Source organism: Streptomyces sp. RK62 (assembly GCF_018070255.1).
Classification (GTDB): Bacteria; Actinomycetota; Actinomycetes; order Streptomycetales; family Streptomycetaceae; genus Streptomyces; species Streptomyces nigra.
This window is the reverse complement of record NZ_JAGPYD010000002.1, coordinates 411,640-428,195: the sequence shown is the minus strand read 5'-3', so window position 1 is coordinate 428,195 and position 16,556 is coordinate 411,640. Positions and strand designations below refer to the sequence as shown.

16 protein-coding genes are annotated in these 16,556 nt (G+C 71.9%); 5 read left to right on the top strand and 11 right to left on the bottom strand.

What is annotated here, in order from left to right; all coding sequences use genetic code 11:
* The first annotated feature begins 56 nt into the window (after nt 1-56).
* From KBY32_RS05665 to KBY32_RS05655, 3 genes are all read left to right on the top strand, one after another.
* Nucleotides 57-671 (top strand): YceI family protein, encoded by a 615-nt coding sequence (locus KBY32_RS05665; protein ID WP_210979085.1) that lies wholly within the window; start codon nt 57-59, stop codon nt 669-671.
* Between the two features lie 136 nt (nt 672-807).
* On the top strand, nt 808-1,338 hold the full coding sequence (locus KBY32_RS05660; protein WP_210979084.1) for a DUF4240 domain-containing protein: 531 nt from the start codon (nt 808-810) through the stop codon (nt 1,336-1,338).
* Nucleotides 1,339-1,528: 190 nt separating this feature from the next.
* A complete protein-coding gene (locus KBY32_RS05655) occupies nt 1,529-2,308 on the top strand; it encodes a trypsin-like serine protease (protein WP_055624295.1) in 780 nt (259 codons plus the stop codon).
* 54 nt (nt 2,309-2,362) lie between these two features.
* Here the strand turns inward: KBY32_RS05655 and KBY32_RS05650 are convergent, their stop codons facing one another.
* The 7 genes from KBY32_RS05650 to ureA form a co-directional block, all read right to left on the bottom strand.
* Nucleotides 2,363-3,724 carry a hypothetical protein gene (locus tag KBY32_RS05650; protein WP_210979083.1) on the bottom strand — a complete coding sequence of 454 codons (1,362 nt, stop codon included), beginning with the start codon at nt 3,722-3,724 and terminating at the stop codon, nt 2,363-2,365.
* A gap of 58 nt (nt 3,725-3,782) precedes the next feature.
* A complete protein-coding gene (cimA, locus tag KBY32_RS05645) occupies nt 3,783-5,387 on the bottom strand; it encodes a citramalate synthase (protein ID WP_210979082.1) in 1,605 nt (534 codons plus the stop codon).
* 308 nt (nt 5,388-5,695) lie between these two features.
* A complete protein-coding gene (locus tag KBY32_RS05640) occupies nt 5,696-6,982 on the bottom strand; it encodes a PD40 domain-containing protein (RefSeq protein ID WP_210979081.1) in 1,287 nt (428 codons plus the stop codon).
* A gap of 126 nt (nt 6,983-7,108) precedes the next feature.
* On the bottom strand, nt 7,109-7,708 hold the full coding sequence (locus KBY32_RS05635; protein WP_055624299.1) for a TetR/AcrR family transcriptional regulator: 600 nt from the start codon (nt 7,706-7,708) through the stop codon (nt 7,109-7,111).
* A gap of 11 nt (nt 7,709-7,719) precedes the next feature.
* Nucleotides 7,720-8,739 (bottom strand): agmatine/peptidylarginine deiminase, encoded by a 1,020-nt coding sequence (locus KBY32_RS05630; protein WP_210979080.1) that lies wholly within the window; start codon nt 8,737-8,739, stop codon nt 7,720-7,722.
* 42 nt (nt 8,740-8,781) lie between these two features.
* Nucleotides 8,782-10,491 (bottom strand): urease subunit alpha, encoded by a 1,710-nt coding sequence (locus tag KBY32_RS05625; RefSeq protein WP_210979079.1) that lies wholly within the window; start codon nt 10,489-10,491, stop codon nt 8,782-8,784.
* Entirely contained in the window at nt 10,488-11,183 is a 696-nt protein-coding gene (gene ureA / locus KBY32_RS05620; protein ID WP_210979078.1) for an urease subunit gamma, read from the bottom strand. The genes KBY32_RS05625 and ureA overlap by 4 nt, the downstream gene beginning before the upstream one ends.
* A gap of 131 nt (nt 11,184-11,314) precedes the next feature.
* Between ureA and KBY32_RS05615 the strand changes: the two genes are divergently transcribed.
* Nucleotides 11,315-12,763, top strand: a complete 1,449-nt coding sequence (locus KBY32_RS05615; protein WP_210979077.1) for a cytosine permease — start codon at nt 11,315-11,317, stop codon at nt 12,761-12,763.
* Here the strand turns inward: KBY32_RS05615 and KBY32_RS05610 are convergent.
* The 4 genes from KBY32_RS05610 to KBY32_RS05595 form a co-directional block, all read right to left on the bottom strand.
* On the bottom strand, nt 12,760-13,848 hold the full coding sequence (locus tag KBY32_RS05610; RefSeq protein WP_115507904.1) for a branched-chain amino acid aminotransferase: 1,089 nt from the start codon (nt 13,846-13,848) through the stop codon (nt 12,760-12,762). The two genes, KBY32_RS05615 and KBY32_RS05610, sit on opposite strands and share 4 nt — an antisense overlap.
* A 266-nt stretch (nt 13,849-14,114) precedes the next feature.
* Entirely contained in the window at nt 14,115-15,158 is a 1,044-nt protein-coding gene (locus KBY32_RS05605; RefSeq protein ID WP_210979076.1) for a 3-isopropylmalate dehydrogenase, read from the bottom strand.
* 78 nt (nt 15,159-15,236) lie between these two features.
* The gene (locus KBY32_RS05600; protein WP_107096849.1) at nt 15,237-15,377 is read right to left on the bottom strand and encodes a hypothetical protein; all 141 of its coding nucleotides are present in this window, start codon (nt 15,375-15,377) and stop codon (nt 15,237-15,239) included.
* Between the two features lie 258 nt (nt 15,378-15,635).
* Nucleotides 15,636-16,193 (bottom strand): GNAT family N-acetyltransferase, encoded by a 558-nt coding sequence (locus KBY32_RS05595; RefSeq protein WP_210979075.1) that lies wholly within the window; start codon nt 16,191-16,193, stop codon nt 15,636-15,638.
* A 107-nt stretch (nt 16,194-16,300) separates the two neighbouring features.
* Here KBY32_RS05595 and KBY32_RS05590 point away from each other — a divergent pair, with 107 nt between their 5' ends.
* Nucleotides 16,301-16,507, top strand: coding sequence for a DUF5988 family protein (locus KBY32_RS05590; RefSeq protein WP_210979074.1), 207 nt, complete (start codon nt 16,301-16,303; stop codon nt 16,505-16,507).
* Nucleotides 16,508-16,556 lie beyond the last annotated feature (49 nt).

Sequence of the window (16,556 nt, the reverse complement as noted above, 5' to 3'; positions counted from 1 at the left end):
ACGGTGATGCGTGTTGGGTAGTTAAACATTCAACTTCACCCCCCGAGGAGAACACCATGGGCATCTTCAACCGCAAGGACTCCGCCGCCACCACCGCGACCGCCACCCCGGCCGCCGCCGTCGCGCCCGAGCTGGCCGCGCTGACCGGCGACTACACGATCGACCCGGCGCACTCCACGCTCGGCTTCGTCGCCCGGCACGCCATGGTCACCAACGTCAAGGGCAAGTTCCTCGACTTCAGCGGCTCCCTGCACCTGGACGGCTCGGACCCGGCCGCGTCCACGGCGTCCCTCGACATCAAGATGGACAGCATCGACACCGGGTCGGCGGACCGCGACGGTCACCTCAAGAGCGCGGACTTCTTCAAGACGGACGAGTTCCCGACGATGACGTTCCGCTCCACCAAGGCGGAGGTTCTGGGCGGCGACGACTACCGCATCACCGGCGACCTCACCATCCTGGGCACCACCCGCCCGATCACCATCGACCTGGAGTTCAACGGCGCCGCGAAGGACCCCTTCGGCAACGAGCGCGTCGGCTTCGAGGGCAAGGCGGAGATCCTGCGCTCCGAGTGGGGCCTGACCTGGAACGCCGCGCTGGAGACGGGCGGCGTGCTGGTCTCCGACAAGATCAAGCTGAACTTCGACATCTCGGCGATCAAGAACGCCTGATCGTCGCGACCTCCGGGTCGCCCTTTCCGAGCACACCCGCCCCCCGGTTCCCGCCGGGTGGGCGGGTGCTCTGGTTTTTGCCTACGGGACCGACGCCGTGACCCGTTGTCAGTGCCGGGTGGCAGGCTCTGGCGTCATGGACAGAGAGCGGTTCTGGCAGGTCGTCGAGGTTGCTCGCGCGCAGGCGCCCGGGCCGGATGACGCGGAGGGCGTCGCCGGGCTGGTGAGTGCGGGGCTGGCCGCGCGTCCGGCCGGGGAGATCGTCGCCGCCGAGCAGACGCTGTGGGATCTGATGGCGGACTCGTACACGACTCCGCTGTGGGCCGCCGCCTATCTGATCAACGGCGGGTGTTCCGACGACGGCTTCGACTACTTCCGGGGCTGGCTGATCGCGCAGGGGCGCGAGGTCTTCGAGCGTGCGGTCGCCGACCCCGACGCCTTGGCGGACCTTCCCGTCGTCAGGGCGTGTGCGGCCGACGGCGGTTTTCTCGAGGGTGAGGAGATTCTGGGCGTCGCCTGGAACGCGCATCTCGCCGCGACCGGTGAGCGGATTCCCCAAGGTGCGTGCACCATCCGGTATCCCGCGCCGGCTCCCGCCTGGGACTTCGACGATGCCGGTGAGATGGCGCGGCGGCTGCCCCGGCTGGCGGGGCTCTTCCTGGAGTAGGGGGCCGGCGCCGGCCGGGGGGCCGGTGGCTGGAATTGGGTTCTTGTGGGGGGTGTCACAGGGTTCTCATAATCCAGCGAGCAGTTGAGGACGGGGCGTGTCGGACGTTCTTGATTGACATGTCCCCGTCACCGCAGGTCATCGCACCTTCTCGCGTTCGTATGTCGAACCCCCCACGGAAGGCATCACGTTGAAGAAGCTCCTCACCGCGCTCAAGAGATGCGTGGTCCTCGGCGCCGCCGCTCTCGCGATCGTCAGTCTCCAGCCCGTGTCGGCCGCGCAGGCCGCCGAGCGTGTCGTCGGCGGGACCCGTGCCGCACAGGGCGAGTTCCCGTTCATGGTCCGGCTCTCCATGGGCTGTGGCGGCGCGCTCTACACCCAGCAGATCGTCCTCACCGCCGCGCACTGCGTCGGCTCGACCGGCCCCAACACCGGCATCACCGCGACCGCCGGTGTCGTGGACCTCCAGAACTCCAGCGGACGGGTCCAGGTCCGCTCCACCTACGTGTACCGGGCGCCGGGCTACAACGGCACCGGCAAGGACTGGGCGCTCATCAAGCTCGCGCAGCCGATCAACCTGCCGACGCTGAAGATCGCCACCACCACGCAGTACAACTCCGGCACGTTCACCGTCGCCGGCTGGGGCGCCAACCGTGAGGGCGGGGCCCAGCAGCGCTATCTGCTCAAGGCCAACGTGCCGTTCGTGAGCGACGCCCAGTGCCGTTCCTACAGCGGTTACAGCGGGCTCGTCGCCAACGAGGAGATCTGCGCCGGCCTGCCCTCCGGCGGCGTGGACACCTGCCAGGGCGACTCCGGCGGCCCCATGTTCCGGCGCGACGCGAGCAACGCCTGGATCCAGGTCGGCATCGTCAGCTGGGGCATAGGCTGCGCCCGGCCGAACGCGCCCGGCGTCTACACCGAGGTCTCCACCTTCGCCTCGGCCATCGCCTCGGCGGCGTCCTCCCTCTGACCCGATGAATGGGCGGGTCCGGTGCCGCAGTGCGCCGGGCCCGTCCGCCGCGTCTCAGAAGCCTCCGCCGTCGAAGCCGCCTCCTCCGCCGAAGTCCCCGCCGCCCCCGAAGCCCCCGTCGCCGAAGCCACCGCCGAAGTCGCCGGAGTCGAAGTCCGCGCCCGAGACGTCACCGCCCTCGTAGCCGCCGAAGTCCCCGTACCCGGAGCCGTAGTCGGCCCCGTACGCCGGGCCCGCCATCATGCTGCCGAGCAGGGTGCCGACGAGCAGGCCGGGCAGGATGCCGCCGCCGAAGTAGCCGCCCGCCCAGGGGCCGTAGGCCGGTCCGGCGTCCCAGTACGGCCGTCTGCCGTACTCGGTCTCGACCTCGCGGACCGCGGGATCACGGCCTTCGGCCAGCCGGGCCTGGTCCGCCGCGCACACCGGCACCTCGCGCGGCGCGCCGCCGGGCGGTGTCCACGTCTCGTCCGCCACCGCGGTGCCGTGCCGCGGGTCGAAGAAGCAGGGTGGCCGGCGCTCCGGCAGCGGCCGGCCCTCCCGGCGGGCGGCCAGCAGGGCGAGGGAGAAACGGCCGTCCGCCAAGGCCTGGGTGACCGCCTTGACGTCCTCCGGCTTGCGCGCGGCCTCCATCAGCCGCTTGGCTTTTTCGTAGGAGTCCAGGGCGTTCTCGTAGTCCGCGCGCATCGCGTCGTCGGCGCCGGGTTCGCCCGGGTGGAAGTCGAGCCGGTCCAGTTCCTCGCCGAACGCCGTGATGTCCTCGTCGACGACGACCCGCAGCTTCTCCAGCGCGGCCCGCTGTTCCTCCTCGTGGCGGCGCCGGTTGCGCCGGACCAGCGCGTAGGCGCCCGCGCCGCCCGCCGCGACCACCGCCCCGGCGACGACGAGGCCACCGGTGTCCACACCGCCGCCTCCGCCGCCGTCGCCCCAGGAGGCGGGGGCCGAGCCCCGGGCGCTGCGCAGCGCCGCGTCGACGAAGTCGTTCAGCTGAGCCTTGGGGTCGTCGACGTCCTGGACCGACGTGACGAGGTTCTGCACGCCGCGCGAAGGCAGCACGACGGTGTCGGCCCTTGCCCCGAAGCGGTCGCCGCTGCGGATCGCGTACAGACCGGTGATGCCGGTCTCCGTCCGCAGGTTCAGGAAGATGTTCCGCTCGGGCTGGTCGGCCGGCAGGACGGCCACGAAGACCGGTTTGCCGGCGTCCTTGATCTTGTCGGAGAGCGCTTCGGCGTCCGACGACGACAGCTGGTCCGAGGCGGCGGGATCGACGTACACCGGATCCTCGCGGAGCGCCTCGGCCACCGTGGACAGGTCCGTGGCCGCATGTGCGCCGGGCGTACCGGTCAGGAGCACCGCCGCGGTGGCGGCGACCGGCACGATCAGCGAGCGCATGAGGCCCCTCAAGCGCGGAGTCCTCATGCCTTCGACGCTACCCGATGCGGCGGTCCCGGGCGCCCGGGACCGCCCTTGCGCGCCCCTACTGGGCCGGTGCGACCCCGGCCCGCAGCAGCCCGTAGGTGTACGCGTCCTCCAGCGCCTGCCAGGACGCGGCGATGACGTTCTCAGCCACGCCGACCGTGGACCACTCGCCCGCTCCGTCGGACGTGGAGATCAGGACGCGGGTGGTGGACTGGGTGCCGTGGACGCCCTCGAGGATGCGGACCTTGTAGTCGACGAGGTCGAGGGCGGCGAGCTGGGGGTAGATCTTCTCCAGGGCGACGCGCAGCGCCCGGTCGAGGGCGTTGACCGGGCCGTTGCCCTCGGCGGTGGCGACGATCCGCTCGCCCTTGGCGAAGAGCTTGACGGTGGCCTCGTTGGCGTGGCTGCCGTCGGGGCGGTCCTCGACGATCGCGCGCCAGGACTCGACGTCGAAGTACTTCAGCGGCCTGCCCTCGACCTCGGCGCGCAGCAGCAGCTCGAAGGAGGCGTCGGCCGCTTCGTACGTGTAGCCCTTGAGTTCGCGCTCCTTGACCCGCTCGACCACCCGGCCGACCAGTTCGCGGTCGCCGCCGAGGTCGATGCCGAGCTCCTTGCCCTTGAGCTCGACGGAGGCGCGTCCGGCCATGTCGGAGACCAGCATCCGCATGGTGTTGCCGACCTGCTCGGGGTCGATGTGCTGGTAGAGGTCGGGGTCGACCTTGATCGCGGAGGCGTGCAGTCCGGCCTTGTGGGCGAAGGCGGAGACGCCGACGTACGGCTGGTGCGTGGAGGGGGTGAGGTTGACGACCTCGGCGATGGCGTGGGAGATGCGGGTCATCTCGCGCAGCCGGCCGTCGGGGAGGACCTTCTTGCCGTACTTGAGCTCCAGGGCGGCGACGACCGGGAACAGGTTGGCGTTGCCGACCCGCTCGCCGTAGCCGTTGGCGGTGCACTGGACGTGGGTGGCGCCCGCGTCGACGGCGGCGAGCGTGTTGGCGACCGCGCAGCCGGTGTCGTCCTGGGCGTGGATGCCGAGCCGGGCGCCGGTGTCGGCGAGGACGGTGGAGACGACGGCCTGGACCTGGGCGGGGAGCATGCCGCCGTTGGTGTCGCACAGGATGACGACGTCGGCGCCGGCCTCGGAGGCGGTGCGGACGACAGCCTTGGCGTACTCGGGGTTGGCGCGGTAGCCGTCGAAGAAGTGCTCGCAGTCGACGAAGACGCGGCGGCCCTCGGCGACCAGGTGGGAGACGGTGTCGCGGACCATCTCCAGGTTCTCGTCGAGGGTGGTGCGCAGCGCGAGCTCGACATGCCGGTCATGGGACTTGGCGACCAGGGTGATCACGGGGGCGCCGGACTCCAGCAGCGCCTTGACCTGCGGGTCCTCGCACGCCTTGCCGCCCGCGCGCCTCGTCGCGCCGAAGGCGACGAGCTGGGCGTGCCGGAACTCGATCTCCTGCTGGGCGCGGGCGAAGAACTCGGTGTCCCGCGGGTTGGCGCCGGGCCAGCCGCCCTCGATGAATCCCACGCCGAAGTCGTCCAGGTGACGGGCGATGGCCAGCTTGTCGGCGACGGTGAGGTTGATGCCCTCCCGCTGGGCGCCGTCGCGCAAGGTGGTGTCGAAGACGTGGAACGAGTCGTCGAGCTCGTTGGTCGGCGTCATGGTCGTAAGGCTCCTGATCTGGATCTCGGTCTAACCGGAATGACCGGCTCCACCGTCCCCACCTATGGTCCCTCACGCTCTCCGCCCGGCTGCGGGTGGGCCGGGAAACAGAAAAACCCCTCGCGGGTGCGAGAGGTCTGCGCGCGGGTCGAGGACGACGGTGTCCACCCGTACCTGGTCGTACGTGGTGGTCACTGCGGACCGGCGCGCCTGCTGCCAATAATCATGGCGAACGAGAGCACGGGGGAAGTCTGGCACACCTCCACCCCGTGCTCACCGTCCGTCTCAGGATGCGAACACTGTGCTGATCATCGACGGTGACGTACGAACCCGTCGACGGCCGCGTTGGTGTCGCCGGCCACGAGTTGGGCCGAGGCGCTGCCCAGGGTGACGCGCTCGGCCCCGGCGCTGATGGAGGTGACGTACACCGGCTCGTCGGTCACGGGGCCGCCGGTGACGGACGCGCTGATCAGACGGGTGCCGCCGGTGCGCAGGTCGCGGAGGTAGACGTTGGCCGGGCCGGCCGAGCCGTCGGGCAGGCGCGGGGTGGCCTCGTAGCCGACGTACCGGCCGTCGGCGCTGACGACGGGCCGGTCCGGCGAGGTCTCGCCGTCCGGGCCGGCGTCGATCCGCCGGGTGACGTCGCGGCGCAGATCGCGGACGTACAGGTCGGAGGCGTCCGGGCCGCCGCCGGGCAGCAGGTCCTCGTCCCAGTTCTCGAAGGCGACGGTACGGCCGTCCGCGGAGAGCGTGGCGGGCATGGCGTAGCGCGTGGCCGGGGAGCCGTCCGCCTTGACGTTGACCTGCTCCTCGGTGCCGGTGCGGCGGTCGTGCACCCAGGTGACGCCGTTGGAGCTGCGCGGGACGGGCTGGGTGTACAGCACGTAACGGCCGTCCGCGCTGACGTCCTGCAGCAGGGCCGCGTCGGTGGGTCGGTCGGTGTTGCTGACCCGCTCGGTGCGGCCGGTGCGGCGGTCGTGGACGTACACGGCGCCGAACAGATCGCGGGCGCCCTCCTCCATCCGGTCGGCCTTGGCGTTGAAGAAGACGTACCGCGCGTCGGCGGACAGTCGGGCGCCGGCCGAGTACGCGGAGCCGCCGTCGAAGGCGACGCTGATCCGCTCGGTGGTGCCGGTGCGCCGGTCGTGGAGGTAGACGTCCTCAGCCCCGGCGTCGGCGGGCGGGGTCTCCCAGGGCACGAGATCGCGGGCGCGTGAGCCGAACAGGACGTACCGGCCGTCGGCGCTGATGTCCCGCAGCGACGAGCCCTGGTCGGCCTGGGTGCCGTCCGAGGCGACGCTGACGCGTTCGACGGCTCCGGTGCGCGCGTCGCGCACGAAGACGTCGGTGTCCCCGTTCGTGTCGCCCGGCACCAGATGGGCGGCGTCCGACGAGAACGCGGCGAACCGGCCGTCGGCGCTGAGCGCAGGCGCGGACGCATGACCGTCGCCCTGCTCCCCCGTCGCCGAGACGGTGACCCGCTCGACGGACGGAGTGCCGGGCGCGGCCCCGGCCCCGGGCCCGGTCAGTACCGCCCCTCCGGCGGCCAGAACCAAGACGGTGACGAGCGCGCGCAAGCGCGCGGTGCGGTGCATGGATGGTCCCCCTGTGAATCCCCGTGGACGCTTCTCCCCCGGCCCCGCGCCGAGGGCTCCCCCGAGCCAAACGCACAACGCACGACGGGGTCAATCCCCTGAATTGCGTACAACCTGGACGCGTTCTCAGGCGTCCGCGAGCAGGCTCTCGTCGAGGAACTCCCGTACATGGCCCAGGATCCGGGCGCGGTCGGTGCCGCGCAGGCCGATCGCCACATGGATGGAGAAGCCGTCGAGGAGGGCCCGCAGCCGGGCGGCGAAGCGGTCCGGGTCGACCGGCCGGAACTCCCCGCGCGACACGCCCTCCGCGATGAGCGCCACGAGGTCGCGGTGCCAGGCGCCCTCGATCGCGGCCTGCCGGTCCCGGGCGTCGTCGTCGGCGTTCTGTGAGCGGTTCCAGACCTCGAGCCACAGGGTCCAGTGCGGGTCGCCCAGGCCGTCGGGGACGTACAGGTCGACGTAGGCGTCGAGCCGTTCGCGCGCGGAGTCGCCCCGGGCGAGCAGCCGGCCGCGTTCGGCGCCGAGGCGGCCCTCGCTCCACTCCAGGGTGCGCAGCAGCAGTTCGTCCTTGGAGCGGAAGTAGTAGAGGAGGTGGCCGCTGCTCATGCCGACCTCGCGGCCGAGCGCCGCCATGGTCAGCTTCTCCAGGCCGCGCTCGGCGATCATCTCCATGGCGGCGGCGAGCACCTCGTCGCGGGGCGGCGCCTGCCTGCGCCCACCGGCCATCTCATGCACTCCTACGTCATCGGCTGCTGCTGGGTGATGCAGTGGATGCCTCCACCGCCCGCGAAGATCGTACGGGCGTCGACGAGGGTCACCGTGCGTCCGGGGTGGAGGCGGCGCATGATCCCGGCGGCGACCTCGTCGTGCGGGTCGTCGAAAGCGCACAGGATCACGCCGCCGTTGCAGACGTAGTGGTTGATGTAGGAGTAGTCGACCCAGTGGCCGTCCTCGTCCTTGAGCACGGTCGGCGCGGGCACCTCGACGACCTCCAGGCGCCGTCCCCGGGCGTCGGTCGCGCCGCGCAGGATCTCCAGGTACTCCAGGGAGCGGGCGTGATCGGGGTGCTCGGGGTTTCGCTGGCTGTGCACGACGACGGTGCCGGGTCCGGCGAAAGCGGCGACGATGTCGACGTGGCCCTGGGTGCCGTACGTCCCGTAGTCGCCCGTGAGACCGTGCGGGAGCCAGATCGCCTTGGTGGTGCCGAGCCGGGCGTGGATCTCGGCCTCGACCTTCTCGCGGGTCCAGCCGGGGTTGCGTCCGGCGCCGAGCTGCACGGTGTCGGTGAGCAGGACGGTGCCCTCGCCGTCGACGTGGATCGCGCCGCCCTCGTTGACCAGCGGCGAGGAGTGGACGGGGACGCCCGTGAGGCCGGCGATCCGGCGGGCGATGCCGGCGTCGTGCTCCCAGCGGGCCCACTCCTGGCCGCCCCAGCCGTTGAACACCCAGTCCACGGCGGCCAGTCGGCCGTCCTCGTCCCGGACGAAGGTGGGGCCGATGTCACGCATCCACGCGTCGTCGAGCTCGCTCTCGGTCAACTCGACGCCGGCGCCGAGCAGTTCCCGGGCGGAGGCGGCCTGGCCGGGACCGTGGACCATGGTCACCGGCTCGAACCGGGCGACGGCACGCGCCACTTCGGCCCAGGCGGTGCGGGCCGCGGCGAGCTCGGCATCGGTGGCGAACGTCGGGTTGGGACCCGGCCAGGCCATCCAGGTGCGCTCGTGCGGGGCCCACTCGGGGGGCATGCGGAAGGTCATCACCACGTCCTAGAGGACTAGAGGACTAGAGGAAGTAGAGGACTAGAGGAAGTACAGGCGGTTGAGGGAGACGGAGTCGGCGGGCTCGGAGCGCAGCGGTTCGCCGTCGAGGGTGACCAGGCCGGTGCGCCCGTCGACGTCGACGGCCCCGACCCGGGAGTTGCGCCGCAGATCGGCGGGCCCGATGCCGCGGGTGCCGCGCACGGCGACCCTTCGGCGGCGGGTGGGCATGGAGTCGCCGCCCTGGTCGAGGGCGGCCCGCGCGACGAAGGCCACGGAGAGGTCGGCGGGCGTGGCGCCGTACGCCCCGAACTGCGGGCCGAGCACCAGGGGTTCGCAGGTGTCGGTGGCCGCGTTGGGGTCGCCGGTCACTCCGTATGCCGGGAAGCCGGCCTTGAGGACGAGCTGCGGCTTGGCACCGAAGAACTCGGGGCGCCACAGCACGATGTCGGCGAGCTTGCCGACCTCGATCGAGCCGACCTCGTGGGCGAGGCCGTGCGCGAGGGCCGGGTTGATGGTCAGCTTGGCGATGTAGCGCAGGACGCGCTCGTTGTCGTGGTCCTCGGGCGCACCGAACTGCGCCTTCATCTTCCCGGCCATCGCGAGGGTGCGCCGGACGGTCTCGCCGGCCCGGCCCATGCCCTGCGCGTCGGACGAGGTGATGCCGATGGCGCCCAGGTCGTGCAGGACGTCCTCGGCGCCCATGGTCCCGGCGCGGATCCGGTCGCGGGCCATGGCGGCGTCGCCGGGCAGGTCGGTCTTGAGGTCGTGGACGGAGACGATCATGCCGTAGTGCTCGGCGACGGCGTCCCGGCCGAAGGGCAGCGTGGGGTTGGTGGAGGAGCCGATGACGTTCGGGACGCCGGCCATCTTCAGGACGTTCGGGACGTGCCCACCGCCGCAGCCCTCGATGTGGAAGGCGTGGATGGTGCGGCCCTCCAGCACCCTCAGGGTGTCCTCGACGGACAGGCATTCGTTCAGGCCGTCGCTGTGCAGGGCGACCTGGACGTCGTGCTCCTCGGCGACGCGCAGCGCGGTGTCCAGCGCGCGGGTGTGGGCGCCCATGTCCTCGTGCACCTTGAATCCGGAGGCGCCGCCCTCGGCGAGGGCCTCGATCAGGGGTGCCTCGTGGGAGGACGAACCCCGCGCGAGGAAGCCGATGTTGACCGGCCAGGCGTCGAAGGCGCCGAACGCGTGCCGCAGCGCCCAGGGCGAGTTGACGCCGACGCCCCAGACCGGCCCGAACTCCTGGCCGATGATCGTGGTGACACCGGAGGCGAGCGACGCCTCCATCACGCGCGGGGACAGCAGATGGACATGGGTGTCGACGGCGCCGGCGGTGGCGATCAGGCCCTCGCCGGAGACGATCGAGGTGCCCGTGCCGACGACGACGTCGACCCCGTCGAGGGTGTCCGGGTTCCCGGCCCGTCCGATGGCGCTGATCCGCCCCTGCCGGATGCCGATGGACACCTTGCGGACGCCGAGGACCGCGTCGACGACCACGACGTTGCTGATGACGACGTCGCAGGTCTCGCGGACGGACGCGGCCTTCAGATGCAGCCCGTCCCGGGCGGTCTTGCCGAACCCGGCGAGGAACTCGTCGCCCGGGCGCTGGGAGTCGGACTCGACGCGGACGGTCAGCCCGGAGTCGCCGAGCCGGACGCGGTCGCCGGCGCGGGGGCCGTGGGTGGCCGCGTACTCGTGCGGGGTGAGGCGGCGGGCCTCGGCGGGGTGCCCTCCGGGACGGCTCATCGGCCGGCCTCCTTCTCGTCGGTGCCCAGGTAGCCGCAGGCGGCGGCCCGGCGCAGGGCCTCCTCGCGGGCGCCGGGCGCGTCCAGCGGCCCGTCGACCAGGCCCGCGAAGCCGATGGCGACGCGGTCGCCGCCGATGGGGACGAGCCCGACCTCGGCGCTCTCTCCCGGCCCGAACCGGACGGAGGACCCGGCGGGCACGGCGAGCCGCATCCCGTACGCCCGGGCCCGGGGGAAGTCGAGGCGCGGGTTGGCCTCGAAGAAGTGGAAGTGGGAGGTGACGGAGACCGGCACCGCGGCGGTGTTGGTGACCGTCAGCCGCAGGGCCGGTTCGGGTTCGGCGTGCTCGGGGCCGGGCAGCAGGGCGCCCGGGGCGTGCTCGCCCAGGCCCCCGCCGATCGGGTCGGAGACGACCGCGAGCCGGGAGCCGTCGTCGAAGACGGCCTCGACGTGCACCTCGGTGACGACGTCCGCGACACCGGGCAGGACGTCGTCCGGGCCGAGCACGGAGCGGGCCCGCTCGATCGCCTCGGCGAGCCGGAGGCCGTCGCGGGCGGCCTCGCACACCGTGTCCGCGATGAGCGCCGTCGCCTCGGGGACGTTGAGCCGCAGCCCGCGCGCGCGGCGGGCCCGCGCCAGCTCCGCGGCACCGAAGAGCAGCAGCCGGTCACGTTCCGTGGGCGTCAGTCTCATACCGCGGCCTCCTCCTTGCCCGCCAAAAGTTAGAACATCACTCTAAACATCAGAATCCATCATTCCAAGGGTTGACGACAGGGACGGTCGCACCTCAGATTGAACGGCACTCTAATCGAGGGAGATCAGCCATGCCGAGGGAACAGCGCGGGGTCGACACCATCCCCGAGGAGGAACGCACCAGTGGGCCGAAGGACCTCGTGTCGATCCTGCTCGGATCGAACCTCTGTCTGGGGGTGATCGTCTTCGGCTGGCTGCCGCCGTCGTTCGGTCTCGGTTGGTGGGCCTCCGTCAGCTCGATCGTGCTCGGCACCCTGGCCGGCACGGTCCTCACCGCCCCGCTGGCCCTGGTCTCGCTGCGCACGGCGACCAACCTGTCGACGTCCTCCGGCGCCCAGTTCGGCGTGCGCGGACGCCTCGTCGGCTCGGTCGTCGGCCTGCTGCTGGCGCTCGGGTACTCCGCGCTCACCGTGTGGATCGGCGGCGACGTGATGGTCGGCGTACTGGGCCGCCTGACCGGCATGCCGGCGAACGACGTCGCGTACGGCGTGGTCTACGCGCTGCTGGCCGCCGCGACCGTCGCGGGCGCGGTGTACGGCTACCGCGTGCTGCTCGCGCTGTCCCGCGTCCTCGCGATCGGCATGACGGCCCTGCTGGTCCTCGGGGTGATCGCCTACGCCCCGCACTTCACGACCGACGCGCTCCCCGAGGCCGGCGGCTATCTGCTGGGCGGCTTCTGGCCGACCTGGCTGCTGTCGGCGGTCGCGGCCGGACTGTCCGGGCCGATCGCCTTCATCACCCTGCTCGGCGACTACACCCGCTACATCTCACCGGTCCGCCACTCCGCGCGCCGGGTGCTGCACGCGACCTGGCTCGGTCTGATCCTGGGCCTGCTGGTCCCGCAGCTGTTCGGCACCTTCACGGCGTACGCGGCCCGCGCGGCGCTCGACTACGCGGGGCCGCTGGTCGACGCCTCCCCCACCTGGTACCTGCTGCCGCTGCTGCTCGCCGCCTCGGCCGGATCGGTCGGCAACGCGGGCCTGATGCTCTACTCGATGGGCCTGGACCTGGACGCGATCCTGCCGCGCGCCTCCCGCGCGACGGCCACGTACGCGGTCGCCGTCGTCGCCACCGTGTGCGTCTTCGCCGGGCACTACGCCTCCAGCACCCAGGACGCGATGACGTCGTTCGTGCTGCTGCTGACGGCGATCGGCACGCCGTGGGCGGTCATCACCCTCATCGGCTTCGTCCGCTGCGGGGGCGTGTACGACGCGGAGGCGCTCCAGGTGTTCAACCGTCGGGCGCGGGGCGGGATCTACTGGTACCGGGCCGGCTGGAACATACGGGCCACACTGTCCTGGGCGCTCGGCGCGGTGGTGGGCGTCCTGGCGGTCGCCCTGCCGTCGTACGAGGGGCCCCTGCTGGGCCTGACCGGCGGGGTGGACTGCAGCTTCCTGCTGTCGGGGCTGGTCGGCGGCGCGGCGTATCTGCTGCTGACACCGCGCTCCGAGGTGCTCGCGGACACCACGGCCGCCGTGGACAGTGCGTCCACGGCGGCCGTGAAGGTGCCTACGGATTAACCGAGCGGGTGCATCCAGCCGTGCTTGTCGTCGGCCGTGCCGCGCTGGATGTCGAGGAGAGCCTGGCGCAGCCTCATCGTGACCTCGCCGGGCTCGCCGCCGCCCTGCTGCCACTCGGCGCCGGTGCGCTTGACGGTGCCGACCGGGGTGATGACCGCCGCGGTGCCGCAGGCGAAGACCTCGGTGAGGGTGCCGTTCTCCGCGTCGCGCTGCCACTGGTCGACGGAGACACGGCCCTCCTCGGCCGTGTAGCCGAGGTCACGGGCGACCTGGAGCAGGGAGTCACGGGTGACGCCCTCCAGGATGGAGCCGGTGAGGGACGGGGTGACGATCCGGTCGCCGTACACGAAGTACAGGTTCATGCCGCCGAGTTCCTCGACCCACTTGCGCTCGACCGCGTCGAGGTAGCAGACCTGGGCGCAGCCCTCGGCCGCCGCCTCGGCCTGGGCCAGCAGGGAGGCGGCGTAGTTGCCGCCGGTCTTGGCGTCGCCCATGCCGCCGGGCACCGCGCGGACGTGGTCCTCGGAGACCCAGATCGACACCGGCTTGACACCGCCCGGGAAGTAGGCGCCGGCCGGGGAGGCGATGACGATGAACAGGTACTCGCCGGCGGGCCGGACGCCCAGCCCGACCTCGGTCGCGAACATGAACGGCCGCAGGTACAGGGACTCCTCGCCGCCGTGCGCGGGCACCCACGCCTGGTCCTGCTTCACCAGCGCGTCGCAGGCCTCGATGAACGTCTCGACCGGCAGCTCGGGCATGCCGAGCCGGCGGGCCGAGCGCTGGAAGCGGAGGGCGTTCTTCTCGGGGCGGAAGGTGGCGACGGTCCCGTCGGGCTGGCGGTACGCCTTGAGGCCCTCGAAGATCTCCTGCGCGTAGTGCAGGACCATGGTGGCCGGATCGAGGGAGAGCGGCGCGTACGGCACGAGCTGGCCGTCGTGCCAGCCGCGGCCCTCGGTCCACTTGATCGTCACCATGTGGTCGGTGAAGTGGCGGCCGAACCCCGGGTCGGTCAGGATCGCGTCGCGCTCCGCGGAGGAGAGCGGGCTGGCGGAGGGCTTGAGCTCGATCGTGGGCGTCGTCATGAGTGGTTGTCCTTCACCGGTTGTGTGTGACGGGCCGCGCTCACGCCTGTACTGCCCGTGGCCAGTGCTAGGACGTCCGAGCATTCCCTCATTCCGCGGCTCCTTGTTCGATTATCGCAAGAGCGGAGCGTGGACGAAATCGGCCTGTTCGGTGCGTTCGGCGTGGAGTGCGACCCAGGGGTCGATGGTGTCACCCGGCGGCGGACATGCGGAAGCCGCCGGGTGCGTTGTGACCCGGCGGCTTCGAGGTGTGCGAGCGGCGCGGGTCAGCCGGCTACGCGTACCGCGAGCGCGTCGCCGATCTGCGACGTGCTGCGCGCGGGCTTGCCGGTGCGGTCGGCCAGGTCGGCGGAGACCGCCTCGTCGATACGGGCGGCCTCGGCCTCGTAGCCGAGGTGGCGCAGGAGCAGGGCGACGGACAGGACCGTGGCGGTGGGGTCGGCCTTGCCCTGGCCCGCGATGTCCGGGGCGGAGCCGTGCACCGGCTCGAACATGGACGGGAACTCGCCGGACGGGTTGATGTTCCCGCTGGCGGCGACGCCGATGCCGCCGGAGACGGCCGCGGCGAGGTCGGTGACGATGTCGCCGAAGAGGTTGTCGGTGACGATGACGTCGAACCGCTCGGGCTGGGTCACCAGGTAGATGGTGGCCGCGTCGACGTGCATGTACTCGGTGGTGACCTCGGGGAACTCCTCGGCCACCCGGTTGAAGACGTCCGTCCACAGATGACCGGCGAAGGTCAGCACGTTGTTCTTGTGGATCAGGGCGAGCTTCTTGCGCGGGCGGGCCTGGGCGCGGGCGAAGGCGTCGCGGACGACGCGCTCGACACCGAAGGCCGTGTTGACGGAGACCTCGGTGGCGACCTCGTGCGGGGTGCCCTTGCGGATGGTGCCGCCGTTGCCGGTGTACGGGCCCTCGGTGCCCTCGCGGACCACGACGAAGTCGATGCTCGGCTCGCCGGCGAGCGGGGTGGCCACACCCGGCAGGAGCTTCGAGGGACGCAGGTTGACGTGGTGGTCGAAGGCGAAGCGGAGCTTCAGCAGGAAGCCGCGCTCCAGGACGCCGGAGGGGACCGACGGGTCGCCGATCGCGCCGAGCAGGATGGCGTCGTGGCCCTTGAGGGCGTCGAGGTCGGCGTCGGTGAGGGTCTCCCCCGTGGCGTGGTAGCGCCGGGCGCCGAAGTCGTACTCCTTGGTCTCCAGCTTCACATCCTGCGGGAGGACGGCGGAGAGGACCTTCAGGCCTTCGGCCACGACCTCCTGGCCGATGCCGTCACCGGGGATCACTGCGAGATCGATGCTGCGAGACATGTCGGCACCCTACTGCTCGTCCCATGGAATGACACACGCCGTCCGCCATACGGACAGCGTGTGTCGGCGACGAGGTCCCTACGCGGCCTGGTGGCCGGTCGCGCCGCCGTTGTCCCGGCGGTCGAGGGCGCGCTGGAGGGCGGCGGCCGCGTTCTTGCGGTCGTTGTCGCTGGTGCGGGAGAGATGACGGACTCGACGGCGGGCGGTCGTCTCGGCCATGGGAAATCGACTCCTTCGGCAAGCACGGGAGTGCGGGGAGGGTTACGAGACGCCGGAAGGGGCGGGGAGCGGTGCCGCAGGGGTTGCCTGCACGGGGCCCGGCTCACGACCGCCATTCGCTTGATCGAGCGAGACGTTCGGCTCCTACAAAGCTAAGGGAGCGGGGCGCGTCTGTCTCCACAATTACTCGGACTTCCTACTATCTGAGACGGCGCACCCGGCCACCCCGCGCCCACCTGCGCTTTTCCCGTCCGCCCCTCAGAGCACATCCCCGTCCCGCCAGTCGAAGACCAGCTCGAACGCGGGGTCCAGCGGACCGGCGAGCGCGGGCCGTACGAAGGTGCTCCCCTCCTCGTCGGGCAGCCGTACGACCCCGTCCACGCCGAGCGCGCAGATCCGCCCGGGCCACACCTGCCAGCCGCGCGCGGCGTACAGCGCGGCGCCCTCGTCGCTGGCGGAGAGCATCCCCGCGTCGTACGCCCGGTCGACGATCCGCTCCAGCTCCGCCATGACCCGCCCGCCGAGTCCGCGGCGGCGCCGGTCGGCCCGGACGGCGACGGCCTCGATGTAGCCGACCCGCAGCCAGCGGCCCCGGTGCCGGACCCGGCGCATGACGACCGAGCCGTGCCCGGCGAGCCGCCCGGCCTCGTCGTGGACGAGGACGTGGACACCGCCGAGCGCGTGCTCCCAGTCCTCGTCGGCGAGATCGCCGTCGAAGGCGTCCTCCAACAGGGCGCGCACGGCGTGGAGTTCGGCGGCGGTCAGATCGGCGGTGTGGGCGGTGCGCGCGGCACCGGCGGCTGCGGCGGACGTCATACGCCCAGTGTCCCGGCCGCCGCCGGGGCGGGGTCGGGCGTCAGCCAGTCGGCTGATCCTCCGCACGGCCCGGGAGGCACCGCCGTGCCCGGGGGAACGCTGGGTGCATGAACGACACGGCGAAGGTGTTCCTGGAAGGCGGCCCGGACGATCTGCCCGAGCGCATCGTGCCGGCCCCGTCCCCCGGCCCGGACGTGAAGATCGAGCTGCGCAACGGCTACGAGCACTTCCGGCCGACCTCCCGTCGCCGGGAGACACCGCAGGGGGAACTGCCGGTGTACGAGTGGTGGGAGCGCACGGAGATGCCCGGGTAGCGGGACGGAAACGCACGAGGGGCCGGGCGCATGGCGCCCGGCCCCTCGT